This is a genomic window from Streptomyces katrae, from assembly GCF_002028425.1.
Classification (GTDB): domain Bacteria; phylum Actinomycetota; class Actinomycetes; order Streptomycetales; family Streptomycetaceae; genus Streptomyces; species Streptomyces katrae_A.
On record NZ_CP020042.1, the window covers coordinates 6675359 to 6688525 of the forward strand.

The 13167-nt window shown below is 74.9% G+C and carries 12 protein-coding genes and 1 pseudogene; 7 read left to right on the forward strand and 6 right to left on the reverse strand.

Translation table 11 applies throughout. The features are described from left to right. Positions 1-35 precede the first annotated feature (35 nt). Complete coding sequence (locus B4U46_RS30260) at positions 36-431, reverse strand: hypothetical protein (protein WP_079430802.1); 396 nt, start codon at positions 429-431, stop codon at positions 36-38. A 291-nt stretch (positions 432-722) separates the two neighbouring features. Between B4U46_RS30260 and B4U46_RS38155 the strand changes: the two genes are divergently transcribed. Continuing rightward, positions 723-890, forward strand: coding sequence for a hypothetical protein (locus B4U46_RS38155; RefSeq protein ID WP_107438351.1), 168 nt, complete (start codon positions 723-725; stop codon positions 888-890). Between the two features lie 204 nt (positions 891-1094). Continuing rightward, a complete protein-coding gene (locus B4U46_RS30265) occupies positions 1095-2090 on the forward strand; it encodes an NAD-dependent epimerase/dehydratase family protein (protein WP_079430803.1) in 996 nt (331 codons plus the stop codon). On the opposite strand, the gene B4U46_RS30270 is transcribed toward B4U46_RS30265, so the two are convergent. From B4U46_RS30270 to B4U46_RS30280, 3 genes are read right to left on the reverse strand one after another with little or no spacing between them, the layout of a single operon-like run. Beyond that, a complete protein-coding gene (locus tag B4U46_RS30270) occupies positions 2070-3509 on the reverse strand; it encodes a lipase maturation factor family protein (RefSeq protein WP_079430804.1) in 1440 nt (479 codons plus the stop codon). The two genes, B4U46_RS30265 and B4U46_RS30270, sit on opposite strands and share 21 nt — an antisense overlap. Positions 3510-3520: 11 nt before the next feature. Then, the gene (locus B4U46_RS30275; RefSeq protein ID WP_079430805.1) at positions 3521-4054 is read right to left on the reverse strand and encodes a DUF1990 family protein; all 534 of its coding nucleotides are present in this window, start codon (positions 4052-4054) and stop codon (positions 3521-3523) included. Between the two features lie 29 nt (positions 4055-4083). Beyond that, a complete protein-coding gene (locus tag B4U46_RS30280) occupies positions 4084-4962 on the reverse strand; it encodes a YndJ family protein (protein ID WP_079430806.1) in 879 nt (292 codons plus the stop codon). A 165-nt stretch (positions 4963-5127) separates the two neighbouring features. Here B4U46_RS30280 and B4U46_RS38410 point away from each other — a divergent pair, with 165 nt between their 5' ends. From B4U46_RS38410 to B4U46_RS30300, 4 genes are all read left to right on the forward strand, one after another. Further along, complete coding sequence (locus B4U46_RS38410; RefSeq protein WP_079430807.1) at positions 5128-6828, forward strand: DUF6777 domain-containing protein; 1701 nt, start codon at positions 5128-5130, stop codon at positions 6826-6828. A 94-nt stretch (positions 6829-6922) separates the two neighbouring features. Continuing rightward, the gene (locus B4U46_RS30290; protein ID WP_079432086.1) at positions 6923-8899 is read left to right on the forward strand and encodes a SpoIIE family protein phosphatase; all 1977 of its coding nucleotides are present in this window, start codon (positions 6923-6925) and stop codon (positions 8897-8899) included. Positions 8900-8978: 79 nt separating this feature from the next. Then, positions 8979-9839 carry an Fpg/Nei family DNA glycosylase gene (locus B4U46_RS30295; protein WP_079430808.1) on the forward strand — a complete coding sequence of 287 codons (861 nt, stop codon included), beginning with the start codon at positions 8979-8981 and terminating at the stop codon, positions 9837-9839. 27 nt (positions 9840-9866) lie between these two features. Beyond that, positions 9867-10253 (forward strand): hypothetical protein, encoded by a 387-nt coding sequence (locus B4U46_RS30300; protein ID WP_079430809.1) that lies wholly within the window; start codon positions 9867-9869, stop codon positions 10251-10253. 25 nt (positions 10254-10278) lie between these two features. On the opposite strand, the pseudogene B4U46_RS39395 reads toward B4U46_RS30300, so the two are convergent. Together B4U46_RS39395 and B4U46_RS30310 are read right to left on the reverse strand one after the other, a co-directional pair. After that, positions 10279-10742 (reverse strand): annotated as a pseudogene (locus tag B4U46_RS39395) (hypothetical protein). Positions 10743-10998: 256 nt separating this feature from the next. Then, positions 10999-11532: a sigma-70 family RNA polymerase sigma factor gene (locus B4U46_RS30310; protein WP_079430810.1), complete on the reverse strand. Its 534-nt coding sequence runs from the start codon at positions 11530-11532 to the stop codon at positions 10999-11001. Between the two features lie 339 nt (positions 11533-11871). Between B4U46_RS30310 and B4U46_RS30315 the strand changes: the two genes are divergently transcribed. Next, positions 11872-13086 (forward strand): CapA family protein, encoded by a 1215-nt coding sequence (locus B4U46_RS30315; protein ID WP_079430811.1) that lies wholly within the window; start codon positions 11872-11874, stop codon positions 13084-13086. The last annotated feature ends 81 nt before the right edge of the window (positions 13087-13167 follow it).

A 13167-nucleotide genomic window follows, 5' to 3' on the forward strand; every position in this document is an offset into this window, starting at 1 on the left:
GGCCGGCCCGTCATCCGTTCGGGTCAATCCCGGCGTCAGAGTTGGTAGGCCCCCGCCGCGACGAGTTCGAGCACCGGACGCCAGTCATCGACGACCCCGGCGTCCAGCCCCGCCGCCCGCCCCGCCTCCGCGGCCCGGTGCAGGGCCTCCGCGTCCTCGCCCGCGGCCGTGGGCCCTCGCAGCAGCCGGGCCACCCGGTCGCCCAGCAGCGGGCGGACCGCCTCGGCCGCCTCCGCCCCGGGGAGCCCGCCCAGGCCGTGGACCAGCCCGGCCACCTGGAGCTCCTTGTCGTACGGGTGCGAGCGGCGCAGCAGGGCCGCGGTCCGCAGCCCCAGGTCCCGGTCGGGCGCGTCCGGCCCGCCGTGGCGGGCGTGCAGCAGTTCCATAAGCTCGTCGACACTGCCGATCGCGGGCACCCCTGACCTGGCCATCGCCGCTTCCCTCCGTCGTCCGCGCTCGCACGCCGCCGCCCCCGCCGAGCAGATCAGCCCTGGTGGACACGCCGGAGGGCGACTTCCTGAACTCGCGGCGAAAACAAGCGGTCCAGCGTGGATTTTACCGTTCCATCGAGCGGCACCCCGCTCATATGTGTACTCTGAGGCGCAAGGATCCCCACCCGGAATCCGCTCCACCAAGGCGCCACCGCGTCCGGAAGACCTTTTAATTTCCCTATCCGGCATGCGGTCGAGCCTGCCGGGTTACGCGACACAAGGGAGTTCGCGGTGACTGAGACGACGAAGCCGAACCCGACCGTGGAGCTGACGGGACGGGCGCCCACCCGCTCCGACGAACTCGGCAGCCTCGAGGTCTGGGCCCGATCCGCCCCCATCCGGCTGGCGGGCTACGAGGACGACCTCGCCGAGCCGCACATCCTGCCCGGCATCGACTAGGGCCCGCACGCGTCCGGGCCGGACCCCGCCAGAGCCACCGGCCCACGGCGCGCCCCACGCCCCCGCCCCGCCCCCCATGGTGGCGGGGCGCGGCGCGACCGGCCGGACCCGGCCGGAGGTTCCCGTTCCCGATCAGCCCTCAGCGTCATCGCTGACGGCGATCACGGCTTTTCCCGCCCCGCCCGCCCGGGCAGGCTGACCGGCATGAAGAAGCTGCTGATGCTGGGCGGAACCGAGTTCGTCGGCCGCGCGATCACCGAGGACGCCCTGGACCGGGGCTGGGAGGTCACCGCCTTCCACCGGGGCCACCACGCCCCGCCCGCCGGCGTCCGCGCCGTCCACGGCGACCGCACCGCCCCCGGGGGCCTGGACGCCCTCGCCGACGGCGCCGGCTGGGACCTCGTCGTCGACACCTGGAGCGGCGCCCCCACCGCCGTGCGCGACACCGCCCGCCTGCTCGCCGGCCGCGCCGGACACTACACCTACGTCTCCACCCGCTCCGTCTACACCTACCCGGCACCGGCCGGCCTGACGGAGGACGGCCCCGTGGTGGAGGGCTCGCCCGACGCCGGAGCCACCGCCTACCCCGAGGACAAGCGCGGCGGCGAGCTCGCCGCCACCGCCGCCTTCGGCGACCGCGCCCTCCTGGTGCGCGCCGGCCTGATCCTCGGCCCCTACGAGAACGTCGGCCGGCTGCCGTGGTGGCTGGGCCGCACCGCGCGCGGCGGCCCCACCCTCGCCCCCGGCCCCCGCGACCTGCCGATGCAGTACATCGACGTACGCGACCTCGCGCACTGGACCCTCGACGCCGCGGAAGCCGGCCTCGGCGGCCAGTACGACACGGTCTCCGCTCCCGGGCACACCACCATGGGCGCCTTCCTCGAAGCGTGCGCCGCCGTCACGGGAGGCACCGCCGAGCTCCGCTGGACCGACCCGGAACGCATCGCCGAGGCGGGCATCGAGCCCTGGACCGAGCTGCCCTGCTGGCTTCCCCCGGGCGAACTCCACGACCACATGTTCCGCAGCGACGTCACCAAGGCCCTCGCCGCCGGCCTGAAGTGCCGCCCGGTCGAGGAGACCGTCGCCGACACCTGGGCCTGGCTCCGGTCGATCGGCGGTACCGCACCCATGCGGCCCGACCGCTCGGCCAAGGGCATCGATCCCGAGCGGGAGGCGGCGCTACTCGGGCTCGGCCGATGAGGCCTCCGCGAGCCGGGTCGGCGGCATGTACTCCCGCAGCAGCCTGCGGTGCCACCAGGCGCCCGTCTCGCGGAGCTCCCGCCAGGTGGTGAACCGGTAGCGGTACAGCCTGGCCCGCACGAAGCGCGGCGGGGCGTCCGGGAAGGGGTTGTGGCGCAGCAGCCGCAGCGTGTCCCGTTCGCCCGCCAGCAGCCGCTCCACGAACGGCCCGAACCAGTCCCGCGCGTAGCCGGGGGAGAGGGCCGCGAACCACATCAGCCAGTCGAGCCGCAGATGGTAAGGGGCGAACTGGCGCGGGATCCGGTGCGGTTCACCGGGCTTGCCCTTGAAGCCGTACTCCCGCCAGTCGCCGTCCTCGCGGGGGATGCGGTCAGCGGTCCCCTCGACCACCACCTCGTCGCGGATCCGGCCCACCGTGCCGAAGGCCCCGTAGGTGTTGACCAGGTGCAGGGAGTCGAAGGAGCGGTTCATCACCTGCCGCCGGGAGACCATGTTCAGCACCGGGTGCCGGCTCAGCACCAGCACCAGCACGGTCACGGCGCACACCAGGACCACGTACCAGAGGGGCGCCCCGCGCGAGGCCGCCGCGGGGGGCGGGCCGGCGAGCCCGGTGAAGTCCACGGCCGACAGGGCCACCGTGATCGTCAGCCAGTTCAGCCAGGCGAAGTTCCCCGAGAGCACCAGCCACAGCTGGGTGGCGATCATGATCCCGGCCGCGTACGAGGCCACCGGCTGCGGGGTGAACAGCAGCACCGGGACCGCCAGTTGCGTGACGTGGTTCGCGGCGCACTCCACCCGGTGCAGCGGCTTGGGCAGATGGTGGAAGAACCAGCTCAGCGGCCCCGGCATCGGCTGGGTCTCGTGGTGGTGGTAGAGGCAGGTCAGCTGCCGCCAGCAGACGTCCCCGCGCATCTTGATCAGCCCGGCGCCGAACTCCACCCGGAACAGCACCCACCGCAGCAGCCACAGCACCAGCACCGGCGGCCCCGCCCGGGCGTTCCCCAGGAACACCGCGAGGAAGCCCACCTCCAGCAGGAGCGACTCCCAGCCGAAGGAGTACCAGGTCTGGCCCACGTTGACGATCGACAGGTAGAGCAGCCACAGCACCGCCCACATCCCCATCGCCGCGCCCAGCGGCACCAGGTCCCCGGCCCCCGCCGCGAGGGCCGCCGACAGGGCCGCGCCGGTCCAGGCGCAGCCGGCGAAGAGCCCGTCGGAGTAGCGCAGTTGGAACAGGCTCGGAGCGTGCCGGAACGGCACGTACCGCACGTAGCGCGGGACGGGCAGCATGCCGTGCGCGCCGATCAGGGCCCGGAACTGCAGGGCGGCCCCGGCGAAGGCGAAGAGGTACACCCCGGCCAGGGCCCGCTGGAAGACCAGCCGGCCCAGCCAGTACCCGGGGGCGGTGAACCAGTCCATCGACTCCAGTATCAGACGGCGGCGGCCAGCGCGCGCAGGCGGCGGCCGAGGAGGCGGGCGTAGGCCCGCTGGAGGACGGGGACGAGCGGTCCCGCCAGGCGCGTGTACCAGACGGCGGGGCGGCTGAAGGCGGTCACCTCGAACCACACGGTGCCGTCGGCGGCCAGCTCCACGAGGAAGGACTCCTCCCCGCTCTCCGGATGCCCGGCCAGGGTCCCGTAGGCGAAGCCGGCCAGGCGGCCGGGGGAGTCCGGGGTCCAGATCACCTCGCAGGGCACGGTGATCCGCAGCGGGCCGACGCCGAGGCCGATCTCCACCCGGGCCCCCGGGACGGCCGGGCCGTCGGCCCGGACGCTCGCGCCGGTCGCCCGGTGCATCCGGAAGGAGGAGACGGCCGCGCCGGCCGCCTCGAAGGCCGCCCGGCCGTGCCCGACGCGGGCGCGGTAGTGCAGGTGGTGGTAGCCCTCGGGCAGCGGCCGGAAGCGGGTGGCGCCCCGGTCGGGGTAACTGAGGACGCTGCGGCCGGTGCTGGTGAGGCGGGTCACGGGGGTCTCCGTTCGGGGTGCGGTCGGGGTCAGGCGGGGACGGGCGCCGGGCGGCTGCCGGAGTCCCGGTCGGCGGCCAGCCGCCGCCACGCCAGCAGCGAGCACAGGGCGAAGCCCAGCGCGTTGCCGAGGCCGTGGGTGGCGGCCATCCAGGTCAGGGTCGGGTGGACGACGCCGGTGGCCTCGCCGGCGGCCCACCACAGGGCGAGCAGCATCGTCGCCGCCAGTACCGAGGACGAGACCGTGAGCAGCGCGCCCGTCACCCGGTCCCGGGCGGCGGGCCGCAGCTCGCGCCAGGTCACCAGCGCCACCGTCCACATGCCCCCGGTCAGCACGACCGCACCCAGCAGCTCGGCCCAGTCGTCCACGAAGTACCCGAGCAGCACGAGCAGCGTCCCCGCCGGCACGCTGTACGCCGCCCAGCGCGCCCGGTGTGCCGCAGCCGCCGACCGGCACACCAGCCCGGCGACGAGGGCGGCCGTGAACCCGGCGAAGTGGAAGTGCGGGACGGTCAGGGCCAGGACGCCCAGGTCGAAGCCGAAGAGCCGGTACCCCGCCCGCTCGGCGACCAGGGCGGTCGCGGCGACCGAGGGCGAGGCCAGGGCGGTCAGCACCGCCACCTCGGCCGGGGCGGGGAAGCGGGCGCCCCCGGACCGCGCCCGGGCGGCCCCGCGGCGCAGCCGGGCCCCGGCCGCGCACAGGAGGGCCAGGGCGGCGGCCGCGTACAGGGCGGCGAGCGCGGTGGCGGCGCCCCCGCGCGGCAGCCACAGCGACAGCGCACCCGGGGCGGCCGCCCACGGCCACAGCCGGACGGCCCGGCGCAGCCCGGCCGGATCGATCAGCCGCAGGCCGACGGGGACGGCGTAGAGCATCCCCAGGGCGACGATCAGGTTCACGAGTACGGTCACGACCACTCCTTTGAACGTGTTCAAGGATGCTGAGCGCCACCCTAGGGCTTTTCTTGAACGCGTTCAATGCGCGGGAGGCGTGCATCTGCCGGAACTCCGGTTGCGGCCCCGGGGCTGATGCGGCAGACAAGAGAGGAGCAACCGGGGCGAAAAGGGAGATCCAGCGTGAACGACGAGAACGACGTGCCCGCACCGACATCCCGTCAGGCGCCGCGCCGTCATGTACCGGCCGGCGCCGCCGTCTTGGCGCTCCTCGGCCTGATCGCCGCCGGGTGCGGCGCGCAGGAGCCGGAGCAGACCAAGGGCGCCGCGGCCGAGAGCCAGGAGCTCACCCTCCAGCCGGTGGGCGCCGCCGGACCCGACCCCTTCACCGCCTCCACCTCAACGGCCGAGTCGGCCCCCGTACAGCCCCCCGTGCCGAACAAGTCCGGCCAGGGCATCCGCACGGTCGGGGCCGCCACCCCCGGCCTGTACGGCGGAACGAACCGGCTCGGCAGCTGCGACGTCGAACGCCAGGCGGCCTACCTCACCGCCGACGACGCCAAGGCCCGGGCCTTCGCCCAGGCCACCGGCATCGAACAGGAGAAGATCCCCGAGTTCCTGCGCGGCCTCACTCCCGTGGTGCTGCGCGCCGACACCCGCATCACCAACCACGGCTTCCGCGACGGCCACGCCGACGGCTACCAGTCCGTCCTCCAGGCCGGCACGGCCGTCCTCGTGGACGACCACGGCATGCCGAGGGTCCGCTGCGGCTGCGGCAACCCGCTGGCCGCCCCCCGCTCCGCCAAGGGGAACCCGGTGCTCAAGGGGGAGCAGTGGAACGGCTACCGGCCCAACCAGGTCGTCGTCATCGAACCCACCATCCAGCCGATCAAGAGGCTGGTCATCGTCAACCTCGCCGACAACACCTGGATCGAGCGGAAGGCCGGTGACGACGGCGCCCAGGACAAGGCGCCGAAGGTACCGCCCCCCTACGACCCGGCCGAGGGCATCCCCAACAGCCCCCCGACCCCGCCGGACGACCCCTCCGACCCCTGCGCCACGGCAGGCACCTCCGGCCCGCCCCGGACCGCCCCGCCGACGGCACCTCCCGCCCCGCCGTCCGGCCCGCCCTCGGACCAGCCCCCACCGACCGGCCCGCAGCCCCTGCCGGAGACGGCCCCGCCGCTGGACGCCCCCTCCACCGGCGGGCAGCACCTGCCGGAGACGGCCCCGCCCCTGGACACCCCGTCCCCAGGAGGCCGGCCCCTGCCGGAGACGGCCCCGCCCCTGGACGCCCCCTCCGCCGGCGCGCAGCACCTTCCCGAGACCGCCCCGCCGCTGGACATCCCCTCCGCCGGCGCGCAGCACCTGCCCGAGACCGCCCCGCCGCTGGACCTGCCCGGGCAGGCCGGACCCCTGGGCGCGCCCGCCGAGACCGCACCCCTGGACGCCCCGCCCGCCGCCGGCCCGCCGGGAGCCCCGGCCCAGGCCGGGCCCCTGGACGAGCAGCTGCCCGTCCCCGCCGGACCCGGCGTCCCGGGCGAGGCCGGCGTGCCCGGACCGCCCTCCGCCACCGGCCCCACGCCCACCACCCCCTGCCCGTCCGACTCCGCCCCCACCGCCCCCGGCGGGCAGACCCCTCCGCAGGCGCCCGCCACCCCGCCCCCCGGCGACCTCCCGAGCGGCACCACCACCCCCGCCGACCCCTTCTCGGACGTTCCCACCGCCCCCACCGCCCCCCTCGCCCCCGTCCCCGCCGAACCCGGCCTGACCCCGGACCCCCAGGACGTACCGACCACCGGGCCGGCCGCGCCCGCCGACCCGTTCGGCTTCCCCGACCAGCAGCCTGGCACCGACCAGAGCCCCAACCTGGAGAGCGCCTGACCCCGCGCTGTGTCATGGTGGACCGGTGCCGAGCACCGTATCGCTGCCGGAGGACTGGCCCGCACACCCGGACCGGTCCCTGTCACTGAACCGGATGGGCAGTTTCGACTGGGACCTGGTCACCGGGCTCATGCACCTGGACACGGCCGCGCTCGACGTCTTCGACACGCCGCCCGACGACTACGACGGGCGGCCGGAGACGCTGAACCGGCGCGTCCCGCCCGCCGAGGCGGCCCGGCTGGACGCGCTGGTCTCCAGCGCGCTCAAGAACGGTTCCGACAGCTACGGCGCCTACTTCCGCATCCGCTGCCGTGACGGCCGGCTCCGCTGGACCCACACCCAGGGCCGTGTCATGCGCGACCGCGACGGCCGCCCGTTCCGCATCATCGGCATCGTCCGCGACGCCACCGAGGAGCTGAGCCATTCCGCCGAACGCCTCGGCCTGGACGAGGAACGCCGCCGCCAGACCTCCGTCGTGGAATCCACCACCGCGGCGCTCGCGCACGCCCGTACCGTCAAGGACGTCATCGACGTCATCGGCGACGCCCACGGGCTGGAGCGGCTCGGCTCGATGGGCATGGTGATGGGCCTGGTCGAGGCGGGCCGGATCCACCTCGTGGCGGAAGGCCCGGAGGGAAGCTTCGTCCCCGGCACGCGCTACACGCGCATCGACGAGGAGTACCCGATGAGCGAGGTGGTCCGCTCGCTCCAGCCGAGGTTCCTGGAGTCCGCCGAGGAGTTCGCCGAGGGGTACCCCGCTCTCTGGGAGAAGATCTCGTACATGCGGATCTCGGCCGCCGCCTACCTGCCGCTGATCGCCCAGGCCCGCCCGATCGGCGCCCTCGGCCTGCTGTACGAGGACAAGGAGGGCTTCACCCAGGAGGAACGCAACCTGCTGGTCGCCCTGGGCAGCAGCATCGCCCAGAGCCTCCAGCGGGCCATGCTCCTGGAGCAGGAGCACGACCTGGCCGAAGGGCTCCAGCAGGCCATGCTGCCCCGCCGTATACCGGACGTCCCGGGCGCCCGGATCGCGGTCCGCTACCGGTCCGCGAGGATGGGCCAGGACATCGGCGGCGACTGGTACGACGTCATCCCGCTGCCGGGCGGCCGCGTCGGGGCCGTCATCGGCGACGTCCAGGGCCACGACACGCACGCGGCCGCGGTCATGGGGCAGCTGCGCATCGTGCTGCGCGCCTACGCCGCCGAGGGGCACTCGCCGGGCACGGTGATGGCCCGCGCCTCGGTCTTCCTGCACGAACTGGACACCGACCGCTTCGCCACCTGCACCTACGCCGAGGCCGACCTCTCCACCGGGGTGCTCCAGGTGGTCCGCGCCGGCCATATCGACCCGCTGCTGCGGACCCGGGACGGGGAGTGCCGGCGGCTGCCGGTGGAGGGCGGGATGCCGCTGGGGCTGTCGGCGGAGTTCGGCCGGCTCGAGTACCCGGTGACGACGGTCGAACTGGACTACGGGGAAACGCTCCTGCTGTGCACCGACGGCCTGGTGGAACAGCCCGGAGCCGACCTGGACGACGGCATCCGGCTGCTGACCGGCATGGTCCGCGAGGGACCGGACGACCTCCAGCTCCTCGCCGACCGGCTGTGCGAGGTGGCCGACGAGCGGGGCGGGGACGACGACATGGCCCTCCTGCTGCTGCGCCGCGAGGGCGACGACACGGGACGCGCCGGCGGCGGCCGGCTCCAGCAGCACGTCGCCCAGGGGGACCCCGAGGCCCTTGTGGCGGCCCGCCACATGATCGGGACGGCGGTACGGGCGTGGGGTGCGCGCAGCCGGGCCGACGAGATCGAACTGGTCGCGGACGAACTGATCGTCAACGCCCTGATGCACACCGACGGCCCGGCGATCGTGACCCTCCGCGTGCTGAGCGGACCGCAGCGGCGGCTGCGGGTGGAGGTGGAGGACCGCTCCAGCGCCCTTCCGCGCCGGCGGGAGGCGGGCGAGGCGGGGGTGTCGGGGCGGGGCCTGATGCTGGTGGACCGGCTGGCGGACGTGTGGGGGGTGGAGCCGAGGGGGAGCGGCAAGTGCGTGTGGTGCGAGTTCACGGTGTAGCCGCCCCGGCCCCGCGCGGCGCCGCCCGCCGTCCCCGGCCCGGGTCGCGCGGTCCCCGCGGGGGCGGCACCCTGGGAGGATGCCGGAGCTACCGGAGGTCGAGGCGCTCAGGGAGTTCCTCGACGCACACCTCGCCGGGCGGGTGGTCGAACGCGTCCTCCCGCTCGCCGTCAGCGTGCTCAAGACCTACGACCCCCCGCTCACCGCCCTGGAGGGGCAGCCCGCCGGCCCCGTGGCCCGCCACGGCAAGTTCCTCGACCTCCGCATCGGCGCCCTCCACCTCGTCACCCACCTCGCCCGCGCCGGCTGGCTCCGCTGGCAGGACTCCCTCCCCGCGCAGCCCCCGCGCCCCGGCAAGGGCCCGCTGGCCCTGCGAGTGGTCCTGGACGGCGGCTCCGGCTTCGACCTCACCGAGGCGGGCACGCAAAAACGCCTCGCGGTGTACGTGGTCCGCGACCCCCAGGAGGTCCCCGGCATCGCCCGCCTCGGCCCCGACCCCCTCGCCGACGGCTTCGACCGGGACGCCTTCGCCGCCCTCCTCACCGGTGAGCGCCGCCAGATCAAGGGGATCCTGCGGGACCAGTCCGTGATCGCCGGCATCGGCAACGCCTACAGCGACGAGATCCTGCACGCCGCCCGCGTCTCCCCCTTCAAGCAGGCCGCCTCCTTCGACGAGGAGCAGGTCACCCAGCTCTACGGGGCGGTGCGCGAGACCCTGCGGGCCGCCGTCGAACGGGCCCACGGCCTGGCCGCCGGGCAGCTGAAGGCCGAGAAGAAGAGCGGGCTGCGCGTGCACGGCCGGGAGGGGGAGCCCTGCCCGGTCTGCGGGGACACCGTCCGCTCGGTCTCGTTCGCGGACTCCTCGCTCCAGTACTGCCCCACCTGCCAGACGGGCGGCAAGCCGCTCGCCGACCGCAGGCTCTCCCGCCTCCTCAAGTAGCGGGCCCGCTGCGTAGACTCCGGCACCATGGCCGAGCAGCACCAGCCACCGCCCCGGCGGGAGGTCGTCACCGGAGTCCCGCGCGCCGCCCGCCGCAGGCCGCCCGCCCACGCCCCGGCCCGCTCGGAGATCTCCGAGCAGACCACCCTCGGCGCCACCTACGTACGCGCCCTGATGCGCAGCCAGCTGCGGGCGGCGCTGGGCGCGGTGGCGGTTCTGGTCCTGGTGCTCGGGCTGCTCCCGCTGGGCTCCCTGCTGCCCCGGGCGGCCGCGGGCCCGCTGGTGTGGGTGGCGCTCGGGCTGGTCGCGTACCCGGTGATGTGGCTGATCGCCCGCTGGTACGTGGCCCGGGCCGAGCGCAACGAGGCGGACTTCACCGGTCTGGTGACCGACCCCGCCGATCCCACCGGTTAGCCCACGCGGAGGCCGGGCCCGCCCCTCAGAACAGGTGCATCGCCAGGTGGCCCAGCGGCAGCCCCAGCTGCCAGGCGGGGGTCCAGACGCGGGCGTTCTCGTCCAGCCCGGGCGGGGGCCGGCCTGCGCGGGGTGGTCCGGGTCGAGGTGGGTGGCGAACAGCTCGGTGTGCTCCAGCCAGCGCCAGGCCGCCCGGGCCAGCTCCAGGTCGGGGTCCTCGGCGCCGCCGCGCTCGCGGGCCTCCTCGCCCAGGGTGAGGAACCGGGTCTGGACCCAGTCGCGCCAGGGGTGCCCGTACGCCGTCAGGGACAGCCACTCGTCGAGCTGTGAGACGACCCGGATCCCGGAGAGCTCGCCGGCCGCGTCCGAGAGGTAGATCGTCAGCGCGAGCGTGTCCCGTCCGGCACGGAACTCCAGGGTGCTGACCGGGATCAGCCGGCCCGTGCGCAGCAGCTCGTCCGCGATGTACTCCGCGTAGAGCCAGGCCATGGGCACTGCCAGCCCGCCGTCACTGGTGCCGTTCGAACCCTCGGGCTGCACCGTTCCACCTTCTCCCGCGCGTCGAGCCTGCCGCCGTCATCCCCGAGCCTTCACCGGCGGGCTCGCGCAACGGGGGATGTTTACTCAACTTGAACGGACTGATGCCGATTTCGGCGTGGTTTGTGTCCGGTTCGTGCGCGTGGAGGGCGTTCCTTGAGTGTTCCTCCACCGGTGCGGGGGCGGACCGCGCGCCCGCGCGCCCGGTTCAGGCTCCCAGCCCGTACCCCTGGAGCCCCTTGCGCAACGCGCGCAGGGCGTAGTGCGTACGGGATTTGACGGTGCCGGCCGGGATGCCCAGCTCCGCCGCGGCCTCGGCGACGGAGCGGTCCTGGAAGTAGACCTGCACCAGTACGTCGCGGTGCTCCTGCCCCAGGCTGCCGACCGCCCGCCGCACGTCGATGGCGGTGACCGAGCCGGCCACCGCGTCCTCCGGCGCGGGCGCCTGCTCCAGGCCGTCGGGCTCGACCTCCTGGGGCCGTGACAGCCGGGCGCGCCGGGCGTCGATCGCGAGGCGCCGGGCCACGGTGAACAGCCAGGGGCGCAGGGACTCGTGCCCGGTCGCCAGCACCTCGGGGTGCTGCCAGACCCGGACGAGGGTTTCCTGCACCAGGTCCTCGGCGCGCTGCGCGTCCCCCGCCGTGAGCCCGAGCAGGAAGTAGAACAGGGCCCGCCCGTGCTCGCGCTGCAGTGCCGCGAGCGCCTCGGGTTCCGTGCGCTGGAGAGTGGGGGAGGGCGGCACGTCGGTGGCTCCTTCCGGATCCGCGGGGCGGGCGAGGGGGCGGGGAGGTCTGCGGGGACCGGCCGGCGGGTCCTGGTCGTCCGGCTCCACCCACCCTCACCTGCGCGGAGCCGCCCGGGAACCGTCCGGCGCCGCCGTTGCGCCCAAGCACCCGGGTGGTCCGGTGGGCGGCCGCGCCGGACGACGAACGGTTGAACGGCACGGCGAACGGCCGCGGCCGCCGTCGGAGTGAGGCCGGGACGGGCGGACGGCGCCGTTCCTTGACTTGGGGCACCCCCTCCTATGGATTCATAGGGATTGCAGACAATCTGATAATCCCTTCAAGGAGAGCCGGGGCAGATGACCAAGCGCACCCGTCGGACCCTCGCCCTGCTGTCGGCCGGCCTGCTGTCCGCCGCGGCCGCCGGCTGCTCCACCGGCGGCCACCCCGCACCCGCGCGCCTCGGCTCCAGCGCCGCCGGCGCCCCCGCCGCGGCGGCCGGATCCGCCTCCCCCGCCGCCCCCGCCGGCGCCCGCGGCTTCACCCTGGTCGCGAGCGGCGACGTCCTCCCGCACACCTCGGTCATCCAGCGGGCGAACGCCGACGCGGGCGGGGACGGGTACGACTTCCGGCCCATGTTCTCCGCGGTCAAACCGGTGGTCTCGGCCGCCGGCCTGGCCCTGTGCCACATGGAGACCATCTACGGGGACGAGGACGGCCCCTTCAGCGGCTACCCCGCCTTCGTCTCCCCGCCCGCCGTCGCCGACGCCCTCAAGGACGCCGGGTACGACGGCTGCTCCACCGCCTCCAACCACACCCTGGACGACGGCGCCGAAGGCGTGAAACGCACCCTCGACCGCTTCGACAAGGTCGGACTCGGCCACGCCGGCTCCGCCCGCACCGCGGCGGAGGCGGCCCGCACCACCCTCTACACGGCCGGCACCGCCAAGGTCGCCCACCTCGCCTACACCTACGACACCAACGGCTACCCCATGCCCGAAGGCCAGCCGTGGGCGGTCAACCTGATGCTCCAGGACAAGATCCTCGCGGACGCGCGGGCGGCCCGGAAGGCGGGCGCGGACGTGGTCCTCGTCAGCCTCCACTGGGGCACCGAATGGCAGACCGAACCCGACGAGACCCAGCTCTCGCTCGGCAAGGCCCTCACCGCCTCGCAGACCGGCGGCCGCCCCGACATCGACATGATCCTGGGCACCCACGCCCACATCCCGCAGGCCTACGAGAAGGTCAACGGGACCTGGATCGTCTACGGCATGGGCGACCAGGTCGCGGGCGAGATGTTCAACTACACCGGCGCCCGCGACATGCGGGGCAACTACGGCTCCATCGCCCGCTTCACCTTCGCCCCGCCCGCCGCCCCCGGACAGCGCTGGCAGGTCACCAAGGCCGAGTTCGTCCCGCAGATGATGGACCTGTCCACCGGCCGCGTCGTCAACCTCCCCGCCGCCCTCGCCCAGGACCCCGGCAACTCCGCGTACGAGAGCGCCCAGGACGAGATCACCGAGGCCGTCCTCAGCCGCGGCGCCGCCAAGGACGGCCTCCGCCGCGCCGGATAGGGCCCCCGGCTGCGCCCCCCCGCGCCCCCTCCGACGCGCTCGGCCCCCCCCGGCGGCGGCCACCGGACCCGCCGCCACCCC

What these genes read in the sequence shown, in the direction of transcription:
- B4U46_RS30265 (WP_079430803.1), top strand. Translation starts at nt 1,095, where the DNA reads ATGAAGAAGCTGCTGATGCTGGGCGGAACCGAGTTCGTCGGCCGCGCG.
- B4U46_RS30315 (WP_079430811.1), top strand. Translation starts at nt 11,872, where the DNA reads ATGACCAAGCGCACCCGTCGGACCCTCGCCCTGCTGTCGGCCGGCCTG.
- B4U46_RS30300 (WP_079430809.1), top strand. Translation starts at nt 9,867, where the DNA reads ATGGCCGAGCAGCACCAGCCACCGCCCCGGCGGGAGGTCGTCACCGGA.
- B4U46_RS30290 (WP_079432086.1), top strand. Translation starts at nt 6,923, where the DNA reads ATGGGCAGTTTCGACTGGGACCTGGTCACCGGGCTCATGCACCTGGAC.
- B4U46_RS30260 (WP_079430802.1), bottom strand. Translation starts at nt 431, where the DNA reads ATGGCCAGGTCAGGGGTGCCCGCGATCGGCAGTGTCGACGAGCTTATG.
- B4U46_RS30295 (WP_079430808.1), top strand. Translation starts at nt 8,979, where the DNA reads ATGCCGGAGCTACCGGAGGTCGAGGCGCTCAGGGAGTTCCTCGACGCA.
- B4U46_RS30270 (WP_079430804.1), bottom strand. Translation starts at nt 3,509, where the DNA reads ATGGACTGGTTCACCGCCCCCGGGTACTGGCTGGGCCGGCTGGTCTTC.